Annotated in this window: 16 protein-coding genes and 1 other RNA gene; 1 reads left to right on the plus strand and 16 read right to left on the minus strand. The window is 63.3% G+C overall.

The window, feature by feature from the left end:
- Positions 1-4: 4 nt before the first annotated feature.
- From AB0313_RS06795 to AB0313_RS06870, 16 genes are all read right to left on the minus strand, one after another.
- Entirely contained in the window at positions 5-1,030 is a 1,026-nt protein-coding gene (locus tag AB0313_RS06795; protein WP_366304455.1) for an ATP-dependent 6-phosphofructokinase, read from the minus strand.
- On the minus strand, positions 1,027-4,212 hold the full coding sequence (locus tag AB0313_RS06800) for an HAD-IA family hydrolase (protein ID WP_366304457.1): 3,186 nt from the start codon (positions 4,210-4,212) through the stop codon (positions 1,027-1,029). The genes AB0313_RS06795 and AB0313_RS06800 overlap by 4 nt, the downstream gene beginning before the upstream one ends.
- A gap of 89 nt (positions 4,213-4,301) precedes the next feature.
- Positions 4,302-4,757 carry a pyridoxamine 5'-phosphate oxidase family protein gene (locus AB0313_RS06805; RefSeq protein ID WP_141942199.1) on the minus strand — a complete coding sequence of 152 codons (456 nt, stop codon included), beginning with the start codon at positions 4,755-4,757 and terminating at the stop codon, positions 4,302-4,304.
- A 150-nt stretch (positions 4,758-4,907) separates the two neighbouring features.
- Positions 4,908-5,276: a transfer-messenger RNA gene (gene ssrA, locus AB0313_RS06810) on the minus strand.
- Between the two features lie 73 nt (positions 5,277-5,349).
- Positions 5,350-5,823, minus strand: coding sequence for an SsrA-binding protein SmpB (gene smpB / locus AB0313_RS06815; RefSeq protein ID WP_141942201.1), 474 nt, complete (start codon positions 5,821-5,823; stop codon positions 5,350-5,352).
- Positions 5,824-5,904: 81 nt separating this feature from the next.
- On the minus strand, positions 5,905-7,335 hold the full coding sequence (locus AB0313_RS06820; RefSeq protein ID WP_307308532.1) for a M23 family metallopeptidase: 1,431 nt from the start codon (positions 7,333-7,335) through the stop codon (positions 5,905-5,907).
- Between the two features lie 27 nt (positions 7,336-7,362).
- Positions 7,363-8,277 carry a permease-like cell division protein FtsX gene (ftsX, locus tag AB0313_RS06825; RefSeq protein WP_141942205.1) on the minus strand — a complete coding sequence of 305 codons (915 nt, stop codon included), beginning with the start codon at positions 8,275-8,277 and terminating at the stop codon, positions 7,363-7,365.
- On the minus strand, positions 8,274-9,062 hold the full coding sequence (gene ftsE / locus AB0313_RS06830; protein ID WP_307308526.1) for a cell division ATP-binding protein FtsE: 789 nt from the start codon (positions 9,060-9,062) through the stop codon (positions 8,274-8,276). The genes ftsX and ftsE overlap by 4 nt, the downstream gene beginning before the upstream one ends.
- Before the next feature lie 185 nt (positions 9,063-9,247).
- Positions 9,248-10,363, minus strand: coding sequence for a peptide chain release factor 2 (gene prfB, locus AB0313_RS06835; RefSeq protein WP_141942209.1), 1,116 nt, complete (start codon positions 10,361-10,363; stop codon positions 9,248-9,250).
- A gap of 44 nt (positions 10,364-10,407) precedes the next feature.
- Positions 10,408-10,854, minus strand: a complete 447-nt coding sequence (locus tag AB0313_RS06840) for a pilus assembly protein TadG-related protein (RefSeq protein WP_366304461.1) — start codon at positions 10,852-10,854, stop codon at positions 10,408-10,410.
- On the minus strand, positions 10,851-11,471 hold the full coding sequence (locus AB0313_RS06845) for a hypothetical protein (protein WP_366304463.1): 621 nt from the start codon (positions 11,469-11,471) through the stop codon (positions 10,851-10,853). Before AB0313_RS06845 ends, AB0313_RS06840 begins: the two co-directional genes overlap by 4 nt.
- Entirely contained in the window at positions 11,452-11,865 is a 414-nt protein-coding gene (locus AB0313_RS06850) for a TadE family protein (RefSeq protein ID WP_307308760.1), read from the minus strand. The genes AB0313_RS06845 and AB0313_RS06850 overlap by 20 nt, the downstream gene beginning before the upstream one ends.
- A 27-nt stretch (positions 11,866-11,892) precedes the next feature.
- Entirely contained in the window at positions 11,893-12,102 is a 210-nt protein-coding gene (locus tag AB0313_RS06855) for a hypothetical protein (RefSeq protein ID WP_366304465.1), read from the minus strand.
- 163 nt (positions 12,103-12,265) lie between these two features.
- Positions 12,266-13,207 (minus strand): type II secretion system F family protein, encoded by a 942-nt coding sequence (locus AB0313_RS06860; protein ID WP_366304467.1) that lies wholly within the window; start codon positions 13,205-13,207, stop codon positions 12,266-12,268.
- Positions 13,204-14,061 carry a type II secretion system F family protein gene (locus tag AB0313_RS06865; protein ID WP_366304469.1) on the minus strand — a complete coding sequence of 286 codons (858 nt, stop codon included), beginning with the start codon at positions 14,059-14,061 and terminating at the stop codon, positions 13,204-13,206. Before AB0313_RS06865 ends, AB0313_RS06860 begins: the two co-directional genes overlap by 4 nt.
- Complete coding sequence (locus AB0313_RS06870; protein WP_366304471.1) at positions 14,058-15,281, minus strand: ATPase, T2SS/T4P/T4SS family; 1,224 nt, start codon at positions 15,279-15,281, stop codon at positions 14,058-14,060. Before AB0313_RS06870 ends, AB0313_RS06865 begins: the two co-directional genes overlap by 4 nt.
- Before the next feature lie 726 nt (positions 15,282-16,007).
- Here AB0313_RS06870 and AB0313_RS06875 point away from each other — a divergent pair.
- Positions 16,008-17,531 (plus strand): GH25 family lysozyme (locus AB0313_RS06875; RefSeq protein ID WP_366304606.1); only part of this gene is annotated, 1,524 nt, incomplete at its 3' end.

Genomic DNA, 17,531 nt, shown 5'->3' on the forward strand with positions numbered 1-17,531 from the left:
GGCCTTACCCGAACAGGACGGCGGCCTCCTGGTAGCGCGCCTCGGGGACCACCTTCAGTTCTCCCAGCGCTTCCTCGAGGTTGGCGTTGACGATGTCCGTGCCACGCAGTGCCACCATGGTGCCCCATCTGCCTGCAGCTGCGGATGCGACGGCGGCAAGCCCCAGCCTGGTGGCCAGCACACGGTCAAAGGCCGTGGGTTCCCCGCCCCTCTGAATGTGGCCCAGCACGGTCGCCCGGGTTTCGATGCCGGACCTCAATTGAAGTTCTCCTTCAAGCAGCAGCCCAATGCCACCCAGCCTCGGCCGGCCAAAGGTATCAAGGCCACGTGGTGCGTAGGGCGCCGGGTGACCCTCTGGTGCGAAGGCTTCGGCTACCACTACAAGGGGCGCCCTGCAGCGGTCACGGGCGGAAAGAACCCATGAGCAGATTTGGTCCAGGGACACAGGATGCTCAGGTATCAGGATGGCATGGGCGCCGGAGGCCATCCCCGAATGCAGTGCTATCCAACCTGCGTTACGGCCCATCACTTCGGCGACCATGCACCGGTGATGCGATTCGCCTGTGGTCCGCAGGCGGTCTATTGCTTCCGTGGCAGTTTGCACTGCAGAGTCAAAGCCAAACGTGTAGTCCGTCGCGCCGAGGTCATTGTCGATGGTCTTGGGCACCCCCACCACGTTGATGCCTTGTCTGCACAGTTCCCGGGCGGCTGCCAACGTCCCTTCCCCTCCAATGGCAATCAGGCCCTCCAGCCTGTTGCGCTGAAAGCAGGCGCGTACACCGTCGATTCCTTTCCCGACCAGCGGGTTAGTCCGGGAAGTACCCAGGATGGTTCCGCCGAGCCGGGAAATCCCCCTGACACTTGTCCGGGGCAGCGGAACAACATCCTGTTCCAGGACACCCCGCCACCCGTCCAGGAAACCGAGGAATTCGTATCCGTGCTTAACGTCCCCGCCCAGCACGGCTCCCCGGATCACTGCATTTAGTCCCGGACAGTCGCCGCCGCTGGTGAGGATTCCCAGCCGCTTCACGGCGCCGGCACCCCTGGCACCTGCGCAGGCAGCGGGAAATGCCTGGTCTGGCCGGGTGGCAGAACCACGTCGCGTCCATGCACCCGCACCTTGATAGGACCGGCGTCACCGGGGCCAGAGGCGATGCTCATGTGCCGGCCCTTGAGATGGACCCTCAGCAGGTGTCCGCGGTACAGGACCTCGAAGGCAACGGCACGGAGCCCTGTGGGCAGGTTGGGGGCGAACAGGATGGTGTCACCGCTGAAGCGAAGGCCCGCAAAGCTGCGCTGCACGACGTCAATGGTTCCTCCCATTGCCCCCAGGTGGATACCCGAGCGAGTGGTGCCGTGCTGGGTATCGTCAAGGTCGGCGTCGAGCGCTTCCCGAAAACTGTCCCACGCCCGGTCCGCGTCAAGGGCCGCCAGGACCGACGCGTGCGCAACCCGGCTCAGCGTTGACCCGTGGGCCGTCCTGGCCAGATAGTACTCGATGGTCCGGTTGAGCTGTTCCTGCGTAAAGCCGTAATGCAGCCGCTGAAGAATGGTTATCAGCCCTTCGTGCCCCAGGAGGTACGGCAGCATCAGGACATCCGCCTGCTTGGCCAACTTGTAGCAGTTGGTTGCGTCGTCTTCGGCTTCAAGGATCAGGTCCAGTCGTTCGATGTCGCCGTATTTGTCCCGGTAATGCTCCCAGTCCAGCTCCTTTAGTTCGCCGTAGCCCTCGAACTGGCTTATGATGCCGTCGCTGTGAAAGGGGACGTACATGGCGGCCCCCATGTGCACCCACCCGGCTGTTTCCTCGTCTGTGATACCAAGTCGTTCCTTAAGCCCTGTGCGTTCGCTGCCGTGCAGGAAGGACACGATTCCCGCTGCCTGGGAGCAAACCCACGCCGTCATGACGTTGGTGTAGGCGTTGTCGTCCAGCCCTGGGGCGTCGCGCCCGGGATACCCGGTATGGTACTCGTCCGGCCCCACAACGCCACGCACATGGTACCGGCCGTCCTGTTGGTCGTAGTCCGCCAGGGAGCGGAAGAAACGGGCAACCTCGATCACCAGCTCGGCCCCTTTTTGAAGGAGCCAGATCTTGTTCCCGGTGGCTTGGAAGTATTGCCAGGCGTTGAAGGCTACTGCCAGGCCGGCGTGGACCTGCAGGTGCGAATGATCCCTGACCCACCTGCCGGATCTCTCGTTGTACAGCCATTTCGGCGTTTCCTCGGTCCCGTCGCTGCCACTTTGCCACGGGAACTTTGCCCCCGCCATCCCCTGCGCCTTTGCAGCATCCCGGGCGGCCGGAAGCCTCCGCCATCTGTAATCGATCACAGACCGGGCAATGTCAGGCGTCCTTGACGTTAGTACTGGCAGGACGAACAGTTCGTCCCAAAAGACGTGGCCGCGGTAGCCCTCGCCGTGCAGGCCGCGGGCGGTAACGCCGGCATCCAGTTCAGCGGTGTGGTGTGTCAGCGTCTGCAGGAGATGAAAGATGTGCAGGTTGAGGACCAGGCGAACCTGTACCGGGGCATCGATCTCCACCATGAACGGCCGGAGTTCACGTCGCCATGCCTCCTCGTGCGCCGCCAGCATGGCTTCGAAGTCCGTGCCCGTACGTTCCAGCACCGCACGGGCACCAGTCTCCGGAGAGGAGATGGCACGGTCGCGGGAGGTCACCACTGCCACCGTCTTGGTGACCCGTACAGCCGTGCCCGCCTCAAGGGAAAGCATCAGGGTGCGGAAGTGGAAGGACCCTTTCCTGCCGTCCTCGAATTTTGCTGCATCCTGGGACACGTATGTCCGATAAGCTGCGGCGACGCGGATGAGGCTTTGGGTGGTTTCCACCTCGACGATGGAGATCGCGTCCCGGGGCCGCCCCGGGACCGAACAATGCGATGTTGTCCTGTCGGTCAGGTGGACATCGGAGCCGTGGGAACGTTCAGGCAGGTTCGCGTTGCGCACCCCGGCATCAATCCCGCTGCGGAGCTCCACGGCACCACTCCATCCAAGTGCTGTAACAACCGTGTCAAGGACCAGCAGGTGGGGTTCGGCCATGGACGCGAAGCGCATCTGCGCCACTTCCAAGCGCCGGCCATCCCCGCCCTCCAACAAGAGCCTGCGCTCCAGCACCGCCCTCCTGAGATCCAGCACCCTGCGCTCCCGGACGACGGTCAGCCCACCTTCCGACCACCACCGCTGGCCCGCCACCCTCAAATCAAGTGGAAGGCAATCGGGGGCATTGACCATGTGCTCCTCCAACAGCACTTCACCCGCAGCCTCCGCCCTGACACGGTTGTAGACGCCAGCGAGGTACATGCCGGCGTAGCTGAACGGGCCGCCCTCGGGGGCCGCTCCCCTCACCCCCATGTAGCCGTTGCCCAAGGTGGTCAAGGCTTCCCGGTGCCCCTCGTGTACTGCGTCGAAACCCTCGTAGACGAGGTGCCAGGCGTTGCCGATAACCTGTCCCAGATCCAGCTCGCCCACGTCGTTCAGGACACTGTCGGCGCCCGCGGCTTCGAGCTGCCGGCGGTTGCCAGTGCGGTCAATTCCAACGACCATGCCGAACCCGCCCCGCCGTCCTGCCTCAACGCCTGCCGCGGAATCCTCCACCACCACGGCATGTGACGGAGCCACCCCCAGCCGCGATGCCGCCGCAAGAAAGACGTCAGGCGCGGGCTTGCCGCGCAGACCCAGCCCAGCCGCCGTCGTACCATCCATCACTGCCGTGAACAGATCGTGGATGCCCGCCGCCTGCAGGACCAACGCCGCGTTCCGGCTCGAGGTGACCACGGCGGTGGGCACTCCCGCAGCAACAAGCCTCTGCAGCAGCTTGAGTGTCCCGGGGTAGCTTTCCACGCCGTCATTCCGCAGGTGTTGCAGGAACAACTCGTTTTTCCAGGCGCCCAACCCGAAACCAGTCCAGGTACCGGGCTCGTCGGTCTCCTTGCCCTTGTCAACCTCCACTCCCCTGGCAGCGAGGAAGCGCACCACACCTTCCTCCCGCGGCATGCCATCAATGAAGGAGAGGTAGTCAGCCCTGCTGAGTGGCGCACGGTTGGCCCGAGCCGGAACCCTCGGGTCATTCAGGATCCGCTCGAAGGCGTCTTTCCACGCAGCCTGGTGGACCAGGGCCGTGTTGGTCACCACCCCGTCCAGGTCGAAAATGACGGCGTCGAACGGTGGCTTGGCGGCGGCGGCGGTTGGCGACGCAATCATAGGTCAGTGGTACCAGCAAGCCGTGATTCGGGACAGGGCCGTTGGGCCCGGCCGCCGCGTCCCCTTTCCCGCGCCACTGTCACCTGCGTCTAGCCGGCAGCGCCGTGCTCCACGTGGTTCCACCAGGTCAGCGGGGAAGTGATGGTGAAGCGTCTGCCTGATACCGACGTTGGGACGATCCGGACAAAGTGGTTCTTCTCGCCGGACTGCCAGGGGAACAGCGTGAGGCCGGCCCCGGTCAGGAGTTCTTCCGATGGTTCCAGGATGACGGCCTTGCCCTTCACCAGGACGCTCCATGCCTGGGCGTCGTCATGGCCATCGGCTTCAAGCGCGACGGCGAGTGGTCCCCCGGCTGCGCGCAGTTTGGTACCTTCTCCGGTACGGAACAGGACGGTGTCGTGGTCCACCTTGTAGTTGACCGGGAAGACTTCCGGATACCCGTCCACGAGGACGGCGAGGTGCCCCACGGACACTCCGCGCAGCAGGTCCCAGCACGCGCCGGCAGCCAGGACTTCGGTGGGCGCTTGCGGCGGGTCGTTGTGCATAGAGTGGACGGTACCTGGCTGCCGGGCGGCCCACTAGAGTATTTTGGCCCGGCCTTTTGTTGGGGACGGCAAACAAAAACACCCCGGTCCGGGACCGGGGTGTCATGAGCAAGGCCGGGGCATCCGCTTGGATGCCCCGGCCTTGTCCGAGGGTGGAGATGGGGGGAATTGAACCCCCGTCCGATGTCGTGTTGTCAGGGCTTCTCCGGGCGCAGTTTGCGTCGGATTTTCTCGGCCCCAGCCATGCCGCAAACAGCTGGCTGATCCGGGCCCAGTCATCTAAAAGTCCCGTTTACTCCGATGACGGGAGCAAACAGCAGTGGCTACCTAAATGACGCCAGGATCCGGGGCGATAGCAACCCCGGGCTGACGGACTGTCTTACTGCTTAGGCAGCAAGAGCGAAGTCAGTGCGCTTAGATTCGGCACTTATTGGTTTGCAGAAAGCGTTTACGAGATAATTCTGCATCCTCGGCCCGCTTCACCTGTCGCGACTAACACCGTCGAAACCGATCATCCCCGTATTTTGTTACCAAACCGGCTGGCAAGCCTGCCGGACTATCCATACTAACGCACGCCCTGCCGAAATAATTCCTAGCGGCGGCGGTTGCGCTCGCGCATCTCGCGCTGGGCCTCACGGTTGTCCTGCTGTTCCCGCAGAGTCTGCCGCTTGTCATACTCGCGCTTGCCGCGGGCAACGGCGATTTCCACCTTGGCCCGACCGTCCACAAAGTAGAGCTGGAGCGGCACGATGGTGTAACCGGGTTCCTGGACCTTGCGGGAAATCTTAATGAGCTCCTCGCGGTGCAGCAGCAGCTTACGGCGGCGGCGCGCAGCGTGGTTGGTCCAGCTGCCCTGGTTGTACTCGGGAATGTGGATTGCTTCCATCCACAGTTCGTCGTTGTAGAACGTGCAGAATCCGTCCACCATCGAGGCGTGGCCCTCGCGCAGGGACTTCACTTCGGTGCCCATCAGTGCGATGCCGGCCTCGTACGTGTCCAGCACATGGTAGTCGTGCCGGGCCTTGCGGTTGGTGGCCACCACCTTACGGCCACTTTCTTTAGGCACGGGGCAACTCCTCAGGGTCAGGTTGGACTCTCCGCGCCCGGCGGCGCGGAGCTATACCAGTCTACGGCAGCAGCGTTCCCCCTAGAGCAGCCCCATGGGGTCCACGGCCTTGCCGTTGAGCCATGTCTCGAAGTGGGCATGGCATCCAGTGGAGTTGCCGGTGCTGCCCGAGTAGGCGATCAGCTGTCCCTGCGAGACGTGCTGGCCATTCGAAACCACGATGCTCGAGTTGTGGTAGTAGATGGTGGTCAGGGTGTTGCCCTGCACCACCCCATGGTCGATCTTCACGCGCCAGCCGCCGCCGTCGGCGGAGTTCCAGCCGGAGCTGAAGACTTCCCCGGCGGCCGCTGCGTAGACAGGAGTGCCGCAGGCGGCGCCGAAATCGATGCCGGTGTGCATGTAACCGCCGGTGCCGTAGAAGTCGATGGTCCCCGGCGGAGTGAGGCGGTAGCCAAATCCGGAGGTGATGGGGATGCTTCCGTCAAAGGGGTGGCGCAGGCCAAAGGCCGACGGCGATCCCGCTGCCGGCGGTACGTACGGCTGGACAGGCGGGGCCGGGCGGTTGGCTGCCGCTGCTGCCGCGGCAGCAGCTGCTGCCGCAGCCTCTGCCTGCCTGCGCTGTTCGGCTTCCCAGGCCTCGCGGGCTTTCCGGTCGCGTTCGGCGATTTCGTTGGCCACCTGGTTCTGGTTGGCCTGAACGCCCGCAAGCTGCGCCTGGATGCCGGGCTTGGCTGCCTGCAGTTCAGCGTCAAGGCGCGTGGTATCGGCGATCAGCTGGTCAACCTGGGCTTTTTTGGCCGCAGCTTCGTCCCGGGCAGCCTTTTCCCGTTCCAGGGCAGCGTCCGCCTTGGCCTTAAGATCCTTGATTTCCGCTTCCACTGCCTGGAGGCGCGCCTCGGAATTGACGTTGGTGGCGTTCTGCTGGTTGAGCTTGTCCATGGCCGCGTTCTGGCTGCGCATCGCCTGGTCCGCCAAGTCCATGGTGTCGGTGAGGCTGCCACCGCCGTTCGAGCCGAAGAAGAGGGACAAGTTGGAGGGGACTCCCCCGGACTTGTAGGCCTGGGTGGCAATCTGCCCGATCAGCTTTTTGGTGTCGGCGATCTTCTGCTTGTCCGCTTCCAGCTGCTGGGTGATCTTCGCCTTGTTCTGCTGCGCCATGTCGACGCGTGCCGCGAGAGCTTCCGATTCCTTCACCGCGCTGGCCACGCGGCCCTGTGCATCAAGGAGGTCCTGCTGCGCGCCCGGCAGCTGGCCCTGGTAAATCACCAGGTCACCGGCGGCCTTCGCAATCCTGGAATCGACGAACTCAAGCGAAGCCTGGACGCGGGCGGCTTCGGTCTCGAGCGCCTTCTGCTTGTCATCCAGGTCGTCGGCGAACGCGACCGGGGTGGCGATGGCCATGCCGGCGGAAAGGAGGACGGTGAGCACGCCGCTGACGATCCCCAACCGGCGGGCAGCGGCCAGCCGGTTGCTGCGCCGGGGAAGGGGCGGGTTCTGATCGGTTACGTTCATGGGCATTCCTTGGTCGGTGTGCACAGCCTAAACGCGCAAATATCTGCGTAAGGTCAAGAGAGACGAAATTCCTGCCAAGGATCCGCCAAGGACCAGCAGTGCCGGGGCGAGGATGAGCGTCTGCCCGGATGAGATGAAGGCCGTGTCCGGATACTGGCGGGACATGTAGTCGCCCAGGAAGAACTGCGCAACTGCCCACAGGGTGCCCGAAGCCAGGGCAGCTCCAATCACCGCCGCAATGACGCCCTCCAGGATGAATGGTAACTGGATCACGGTCTTGGAGGCGCCGACAAGACGCATGATGCCGGTTTCCCTGCGCCTGCTGAATGCGGAAAGGCGGATGGTGGTGGCAATCAGAAGAATGGCGCAGACGATCATGACGCCGGCGATGCCTACTGCCACCAGCGACGCGCCGTTCATTACGGAGAAGAGGCGTTCGAGCAGCTGGCGCTGGTCAATCACGGTTTCCACCCCCGGCTGGGAGGAGAAAGTCTCGCTGATGATCTGGTACTTTTCCGGATCCTTCATGTTGATCCGGAAGGATGCAGGCAGCTGGTCCGGCGTTACCGAATCGACGATGGGTGAGTTGGAGAACTGGTCCTTGAAGTGCTTGTAGGCCTCATCCTTGGACTCGAACTGGAAGTCGTTGATGTACTGCGCCACGGCCGGGGATTCCAGGAGCGCGTTCAGGCCCTTTTGCTGCTCCGGAGTGACGGGCCCTGAAGCGCACCCCGGCGCCGTCGAGCCGTCGCTGCAGAGGAAGATGGCCACCTGGACCTTGTCGTACCAGTAGCCCTTCATTTGGTTGATCTGCATTTGCAGCATGCCGGCCGCGCCCACGAACGTCAGGGACACGAAGGTCACCAGGATGACTGAGACCACCATGGAGAGGTTGCGGCGCAGGCCGCTGCCGATCTCGGAAAGAATGAATGCGAGCCTCACTGCTGGGCCTCGCCTTCGGCACGGTTGCCCGGCAGGCCGGCGTCGGGCGCTTCCCGGCCACTGGCATCCTTGAGGCGCCGCGATTGTCCGACGACGGGAATCATCGACGTGTAGAGAGCCTTGGCTTCGTCGCGGATCACCACGCCGTTCTTTAGTTCGACCACCCGTTTGCGCATCTCGTTGACGATGTCGTCATCGTGCGTGGCCATCACCACGGTGGTTCCGTTTTGGTTGATCTTGTCCAGCACGCCCATGATTCCCATAGACGTAGTGGGGTCCAGGTTTCCGGTGGGCTCGTCCGCGAGGAGGATTCCCGGGCGGTTGACCACCGCGCGGGCGATGGCCACGCGCTGCTGCTCGCCGCCGGAGAGTTCGTGCGGCATGCGGTGTTCCTTGCCCTCGAGGCCTACCGTCTTGAGCACCTCGGGGACGGTGTCGCGGATGACGCTGCGGCTCTTGCCGATGACCTGCATGGCAAACGCGACGTTGGCGAACACATTCTTTTGGGGCAGGAGGCGGAAGTCCTGGAAGACGACGCCGATGCCGCGGCGGAGGCGCGGGACCCGCCAACTGGAGATTTTGGCGACGTTCTGGCCTGCGACGTAGACCGCCCCCGAGGTGGCACGGTCTTCCTTCAGCACCAGTCGCAGGAAGGTTGACTTTCCGGAGCCGGACGCGCCGACAAGGAAGGCGAATTCGCCGCGGTCAATCTCAAGGTTGACGGAGTCCAGTGCCGGACGGGCTTTCTGGTCGTATACCTTGGTGACATTTTCGAATCGGATCATGGCCCTAAGTACCCTGCAGGGCAGGACTGATCCTTCTGACGCAGCCCAGTTCTGCAGCCGGTGCACGGGTTTTCGTTGGGGGAAGGTAGGGCCCCGGCCCCTCGACTATACGCAGGACAGCCCGGGGTTGGCCGGGCTTTCCGGGGCGTGTCGCCGGATCCGATGGCGACCTGCGGGCCGGCCTGCTACTTTTCGGCGTTGCGGTTATCAGTACGCCAGCGGATGCCGGCGTCGATGAAGTCGTCGATCTCGCCGTCGAACACTGCCGACGTGTTGCCCACTTCGTGTTCCGTGCGCAGATCCTTCACCATCTGGTACGGGTTGAGGACGTAGGAACGCATCTGGTCGCCCCAGGAGGCTTTGACGTCCCCGGCCAGGGCCTTCTTCTCCGCGTCTTCCTGTTCTTTCTTGAGCAGGAGGAGCCGGGATTGCAGCACGCGCATAGCCGCGGCCCGGTTTTGGAGCTGTGACTTCTCGTTCTGCATCGACACGACGGTGCCGGTAGGAATGTGGGTGAGGCGCACCGCGGAGTCGGTGGTGTTAACCGACTGACCGCCGGGGCCCGACGAACGGAATACATCGACCCTGATTTCGTTGTCCGGGATGTCGATGGAGTCAGTCTGTTCGATCAGCGGGATGACTTCCACTGCTGCGAACGACGTCTGGCGCCGGCCCTGATTGTCGAACGGGCTGATCCGGACCAGTCGGTGGGTTCCTGCTTCAACGCTGAGGGTGCCGTAGGCGTACGGCGCCTTGACCTCGAACGTGGCCGATTTCAGGCCGGCCTCCTCCGCGTACGAGGTGTCCATGACCGTCGTGGGGTAACCGTGACGCTCGGCCCAACGGAGGTACATGCGCATCAGCATTTCGGCGAAATCTGCTGCATCGACTCCGCCGGCTCCCGCACGGATGGAGACCACGGCTTCGCGCTCGTCATATTCCCCTGACAGCAGGGTGACCACTTCCAGGTCCTTGAGGGCCTTCTTGATGGATTCGAGTTCGGCCGCGGCCTCCCCCATCGAGTCGGCGTCGTCCTCGTCCTGGCCGAGTTCCACCAGCACTTCGAGGTCGTCAATCCGGGACTGGAGGTTGGTGAGGCGCTCAAGCTCCGACTGGCGATGGGACAGCCGGGAAGTGATCTTCTGGGCCGCGGCAGGATCGTCCCAAAGATCCGGCTCCCCTGCCCGTTCGCTGAGTTCGGCGATGTCCTCCTTGAGCGCTTCGATGTCGGTCACGCGTTCGATGGACTCGTAGGTGGCGCGGAGCGCGCGGATTTCAGCGGAAAAATCAATATTGGCCATGGTCGTTTAAGCCTACGCTATCGGCGCATACTGCCCCGGTGCGGCTATCGCGTCAACCGGGAGCGGGCTGTTGACGTCGCCTCGATCCGGATGCCGTCTGGAATGAGGAAGTTGACCACCGGCGGATGCACGGCCGCGCTGAGGACCACGACGGCGGTGGAGCCGTCCGGCGTCCCCGTCGCTCCCGTGACGGCAAGGTCCGAAAAACGCTGGGATGCAGGACTTCGGGCAACGAAATCGGCAGCCACATTCCGGATCCGCGCGGGGTTAAGCACGGCTGAAGGGCTTCCGCCCTGTGTTGCGACTTCGCCCAGGGTGTAGCTGCCTGCCGCGGCAAGGGAAGCTCCGTCCGCCAGGGACAGCAGCCGTTTGTGCTCCAGATATACGGCGGAAATGCCTACAACGACCGTGGCGACCAACAGCGCCAAAACCACGTAACCCAGGATCATCACCATCAACTGGCCGCTTTCGTCCCGTTCGTCGCGCCTCACCGGTAACGGCCCACCAGTTGCGTTTGCGTGGAAGAAGCGGTGACCTCTGTGGCAGACAATCCTTCAGCAAATGGCATGAACGGCAGCGCGACGCGGAGGCTGACGTTCACCGTTACCGTGCTGCCCGCCGCCTGGCAGTCGGCTGGATTGCAGGACGTGGTCACGCTGGCCCGGTCCGGTTGGTGCCCGAAATCGGAAAGGGCCAGGGCCACGGCCCGCTCTGCAGCAGCTTGGGCGGTGGCGGCATCGGGTTGGGCAATGTAGACCTTGGCCGCCTGGTCTGCAGCGCCCACCACCGCGAAGGAGCCACCTTGGATCTGGCTGACCGTGATGACGAAGTACACCAGCGGGACCATGAGCAGAAGTGCCAGGAACGTAAACTCCACAATGGCACTTCCCTCTTCAAGCCCGGAGCCCTGCTGCGCCGTCTGCTGCCCGCGGTGGATGTCCCCGCGCACGGCACGTCGCGCCGGCCCCTGGTTCGTCCCCGTATCCGGGTCGAAGTCCGTCTCCGTTTCGCGGCACAGCGCGCCGGAGAGGCGGATCTTGAAGCGAACGTAAAGCGTGGAACCGGGCAGCGGGTTGAAGCCGCGCGAATCAGGGCTGGACAGCCGCATGCCCCTTCACCTCCAACATGTCCCGCGGCCCGATCAGACCGATGACGGGCATGGGAGAGCGCACTGTAACTTCCAGGGTGCGCATGCCGTGGACGTTCACCTCCCGGGTACTGACCCGTTCCGCGAAGCCCGGGTTGAGGGCCACGCTTATGAGGCTTCGGGTTCGTTCTTCAGCATCGGAGGCGTTCCTGTCAGCAAGTGTTCCGTACCGGGCACCCGATGCCGCAGCATCGATGAGGGTGTTCCGGACGTGCAAGACGAGGGTCAGCTGCATGATTGCAAGGAAGAACATCGTCAGCAGTCCGCCAACCAGAACGAAGTCCACGACCGCTGCCCCCCGCTCCCCGGGCCGGGACAACTCCGGCGCCACGCCGAGGTGCAGGCGCGGATGCACCTTCGCCCCCTGAGCGGAGCTCACGGGTCAGTTCCCCACTTTGTCCATGGCCTGGTTGAACATGGCCTCCAGGGCGGGGCCGGCGAGAGCCAGCAGTGCTGCCACCAGCACCGCTGACATCAGGGTTATCATCACCCAGCCCGGCACGTCGCCCCGCTCCCGGTCGTCATGCGGGGCCGGCCACGTGGATTGGCCGGCATTCCGCCTCCCGCGGCTCTGTGTGATGCCGCCTTGCATACGCGAAGGCCGAACCGACCGGGTCATCCGTACCTGCAACAGCATCCCAAGGCCAAGAAGCAGCATCGCACAGCGGGTTCCCATGTTTTTCATCTTGCGTCCTATTCCTGTTCCTTGAAGGGGATTTGAAGTCGTCGAGTCGAAATTTCGGTTCTTGCTTCCATCAGAACCCCAGGTTGATTGCGGCGAGGCCCGGGAAGACCGCAAACACGACGGTCAGGGGAAGCACTCCGAAAACCAGGGGCACCATCATGGCGATTTCCTTCTTTCCTGCGGCCTCCATCAGGTCGCGCTTGGCCGTATCGCGGACGTCCTGCGCCTGTGCACGGAGTACGTCGGCCAGTGGTGTCCCTCGCTCGACCGCGACAATGATTCCGTCCATGAACCGGACCAACGGCGCAAGGTCGGTGCGCGCGGAAAATTCCTGCAGTGCCAGGACCAAGGGTTTGCCGGCCCTTGTCTCTGTGAGGATTCTCGAGAATTCCCGGGACAGTTCGCCGTTCGCGCTCCTGCAGACGCGGTCCAAAGCCCCTGCAGCGCTCTCCCCTGCACCCACAGCGAGTGCCATCAACTCGGCAAGGCTGGGAAACTCTGCCATCATCCTGGTTTCGCGCCGACGCACCTGGACACCCAGCCAGTAGTCCCGGAGCACAAACCCTCCTGCAGCGCTGCCGATGACTATCACGGCCGAAATGATCGGGCTGACCCTGCCCGCTGCTGCTCCAAGAAGGATAAAGATCAGCGAGAGGATGAATCCGCCCGCTGCCCAAAGCAATTGCTCTGCGCGAAAGTCGATGGGCGATTTATTGAAGCCCGCCTGTGCCAGCCTCCGGCCCGTTGCGCCAGGAGAGGGGTTGAACTTGCCCAGGGCCGACCGCCACTCCTGGAAGACGGGACGAAGGATGCGCTCGAGGGGGCCGAAGGGTGTCAGGTTCTGCTCACTGGTGTGCAGGAGCCGCGATTCCAGGTTCTGTGATTTCAGCTGGGGCTCAATCCGCTCTGAAAGCGTCATGGGGCGCATCGGCGGTGAACGGAAGATGACAAGCCACAAACCGAGTCCAAGACCTACACCGCAGATTACAGCTCCTGGGGACATGATCATCATCGGAGGACCCTTTCATCCTGCGGTAGGGCCCCGATCTTCAGCATGACCGTGTAGCAGATCAGCGAGACCACCAAACCGCCCAGCAGAACCACAGCCCCCACAGGCGTGTTGTAGGCCTGGATTGCTTCCGGCCTGGTTGCAAGAAGAAGCATGACGATCCAGGGCGCAGCGACGGCAAGCCTGGCTGCGTTGATTGTCCAGGACTGCCGGGCTTCAAGCTCACTGCGTGTCCGGGCGTTCTCGCGCAGGAATTCGGCCAGAGTACCAAGGAGCTTCCCGAGGTCCGAGCCCCCAACTTCCCGCGTCAGCCGGAGCGCCTCGATGATACGGTCGGCAACCGGATCAGCGAGCCGCTGCTTCAGCTTGTTGAGAGAACCGTCAAACTGGCCTCCCGCACGGTAGTCGGCACCAAACTCGCGGAACACCGGCCGCAGTTCCTCAGGTCCTTTATCTCCGAGCTGGATAAGGGCCTCCGGCATTGGAAGCCCTGCACGGATCGCCGACCGGAGATGGTCCACAACATCAGGCCAGAGTTGGCGCAGCATGGCCATCCTCTTTTTGGCCCGCCAGCGGAGAATTGTGATCGGCAGCCAGGCTCCAAAAAGGCTGAAGCAACCGGCTATCGGCCAAGACCGGCTGAGGGCGTAGAAGACGAGTGCCACGAAAATACCAAGCCCCAGGCACGTACCGGCCAAACCCCGGGGCGATACCTTGTCCACGCCCGCGGCAGCGAGCAGGTCAGCCAGGCGACCAGGCTTACGTTCCCGGTCTCCGCGGGCAGCGGTCTCCCAGCAGGACCACCAGATGAGGAAGAAGCCAACGCCCCCCACTGTTCCGGCCAGCGCGGTGATCATCGCGGATCCAGCAGTGCCGAAACGTCGTACCCTGCCTGCGAAAATTTCTCGGCAGCGGGCATCGCGTTCGCCCGGGGCTGCAGAACACCGTCCTCCAGGGCAAAGACCAGCGATGACTCAATCACGCCGTTTTCCACGCGGCGACCCAGCGACAGGATTTGGGTTACTAGGCGCCGGCCGTCACCATGCCTGCTGCAATGCACCACGAGATCTATGCACGACGCAACAGTCGGGACCACGAACGCACTTGAGATGTTGTCCCCGGCCAAAAGCGGAAGTGTGCAGATTTTAGTCACGGCGTCGTACGCCGAATTGGCGTGGACGGTGCACATTCCGGGAAGGCCGCTGTTGAGCGCAATGAGCATGTCCAGGCTTTCGGCTTCCCGTACCTCCCCAACTACCAGGCGGTCCGGACGCATTCGCAATGCCTCCTTGACCAGCCGGCGAAGTGGGATTTCCCCCTCACCTTCAAGGTTTGGTTGACGACACTGAAGTCCTACAACGTCGCGGAGCGGAAACTGCAACTCAAAGATCTCCTCGACCGTAATGACACGTTCCCTGCTTCCAATATCGGCCGCCAGGCAGTTCAGCATGGTCGTCTTGCCTGCCTGGGTTGCGCCTGAGACGAGTATGTTGAGGCCGCTTGCTACGGCCGCGCCGAGGAAACGAGCAGCGTGTGCGGTGAGGGTGCCGAGTTCTACGAGATGCTCCAGACGGCTCGCCCTGACAACGAATTTCCTGATATTCACTGCCCAGTGGCGGCGCGTAACGTCCGGAATGACGACGTGGAGCCTGGACCCGTCGGGAAGCGCAGCGTCTACAAAGGGCGACGACATGTCGAGCCGTCTTCCCGAGCTCTTAAGCATGCGCTCCACGAGATCACGCACCTGCTGTTCGGAGAGAGTCAAAGACGTCAGTTCTGACTCGCCATTACGTGCCACGAAGATTTCGTTGGGGGCATTCAGCCAAATTTCTTCGACGGATGGATCATCAAGCAGAGGTTGGAGCACGCCGAAACCTGCGACGGCGTCAAAGAGGAATCGGCGCGCGGCGTCAAGAGGACCAAGGGGCGGCAGCGGACCCACCAGCGTGCGTTCGTCATAGTCGGAGACCACGGCTTCGACCAGGCGTCGAACCTCGCCGGCCTGCGTGAGCGGGTCCAGCCCTCGCCGGCGGATAAGTTCGCGGACTTCGTCCTCGACAATTTCCAGCGCATCCATATGTTCCCCCATACAACGGCCGCCCCCGATGGAGGCAGTGCGACTGGGTTACAGCCTAGGGAGAGGGGCATCGCCACAACAAGTCATCCAGCCCGTTTGTGGATAAACGAACAACCTCAAGATTCCCACCAGTTGGTGTGAGGATTCAGCAGGGAGCCCCGCAAGATTCACATAAGTAACATCAGAACCACTAGTTCCCCCAGTAACACCGGTGCTAAGGTGAGCGCGTTGTTTATCGAAATAGCACTATCAGGTGGCTTCCTGGGGGAAACACCTGAGCAGTATCCAAAGGGGCGCTTGGGGGAGCGCCGCAATGTCTCCGGAGCAAATATGAAGCGGAACCTGTCTCAGTCCCGTCGCCCAGCCCTGAAATTCTTCGGGCTCCTCGCCCTCGTGGGCTCCTTGTTGGCAGGCCCGGGTCTGAGCGGGGTCGCCTTCGCCACCGATTCCAGCCCGTCGCCGTCACCTTCGGCTACTGCGCCGACGTCGCAGCCCGCGGCTACGCCGCCACCGACGACTGCCCAGGCAACGGCAACGGCAACGGCAACGACCACCCCTAAGCCAAGCGCGGCGCCATCTCCGTCCCCGTCAGCGTCCCAGACCATGGCCGAGGCCGTCGGCAAGGGTGCCGAGATGGGTCAGCGCTCAGCCCGGGTGACGGCTTCCGCGAATACTACGGGCGTGAAACGCCTTAGCGCGGAGTCACTGACGACGCAGGGAACCTGGATGCCGACGTTCGGTGTGCAGGGACTTGACGTCAGCGCCTACCAGACCAATGTCGACTGGCAGCAGCAATGGAACATGGGCGCCAGATTCGCGTATGTGAAGGCATCAGAAGGCAACTACTTCACCAATGACCAGTTCAGCTCCCAGTACCAAGGTTCGCGAAACGTGGGCATGATCCGCGGCGCCTACCACTTTGCCATCCCGAACTGGTCCTCCGGAGCAGACCAGGCCCGCTACTTCGTGCAGAATGGCGGCGGCTGGACTGCGGACGGCTACACGATGCCCCCGGTTCTTGACTTCGAATTCAACCCCTACGAGGGCCGGACCATCAACGGTTTCTACTTCGGCAACACCTGCTACAACATGTCGGCAGACCAATTGTCTTCCTGGGTGCAGGACTTCGGCAACACAATGCTGTCACTGACTGGGCGGCTCCCGGCCATCTACACCAACACCAGCTGGTGGAACCAGTGCCTGGGCAACCAGACAGCCTTCAGCGACTACCCGCTTTGGGTAGCAGCGTACCCAGGGTCCCCGAGCAACGACGCCGGCGCGGTACCAGCGAGCTGGGGCACCTACAGCATCTGGCAGTACAGCAGCACCGGGCCTTTCGCTGGCGACTCGAACGTCTGGAACGGGGATTATGCCGGGCTCCAGGCCTTCGCCGCAGCCGGGGTGCCGGCGGCCGCCAACCAGGCCATAAGCAGCGTCCAGATGCAGACTCCGGGTCTGGGATCGCCTACAACTTCAATAATTTGTGGTCTACGTGACGGTGGCTGCTACCAGAATTTCGACAGTGGAGCGATCGTATGGTCTTCCGCCACTGGCGCCCATGCCTCTCCAAACGGGTCTATCCGTGACGCCTGGAAAGCCTCCGGTTTCGAGGGAGGCGTCCTTGGCTACCCCACCTCAGATCAAACCTGCGGGCTGAAGAACGGCGGCTGCTACCAGAACTTCCAAAACGGAGCCATCATCTGGTCCACCGCTACCGGAGCCCAGGTCTCCACCAACGGACCCATCCGCGACGCCTGGCAGGCCAGCGGTTTCGAGGGAGGCGCCCTGGGCTACCCGACGTCGTCCCAGATCTGCGGACTGAAGGACGGCGGCTGCTACCAGAACTTCCAAAACGGAGCCGTCATCTGGTCCACCGCTACCGGAGCCCAGGTCTCCCCCAACGGACCCGTCCGCGACGCCTGGCAGGCCAGCGGCTTCGAGGGAGGCACCCTGGGCTACCCGACCGGACCGGTAATCTGCGGACTGAAAGACGGCGGCTGCTACCAGAACTTCCAAAACGGAGCCGTCATCTGGTCCACCGCTACCGGAGCCCAGGTCTCCCCCAACGGACCCGTCCGCGACGCCTGGCAGGCCAGCGGCTTCGAGGGAGGCACCCTGGGCTACCCGACCGGACCGGTAACCTGCGGACTGAAAGACGGCGGCTGCTACCAGAACTTCCAAAACGGAGCCGTCATCTGGTCCACCGCTACCGGAGCCCAGGTCTCCCCCAACGGACCCGTCCGCGACGCC

The organism is Pseudarthrobacter sp. NPDC080039 (genome assembly GCF_040702335.1).
GTDB lineage: Bacteria > Actinomycetota > Actinomycetes > Actinomycetales > Micrococcaceae > Arthrobacter > Arthrobacter enclensis_A.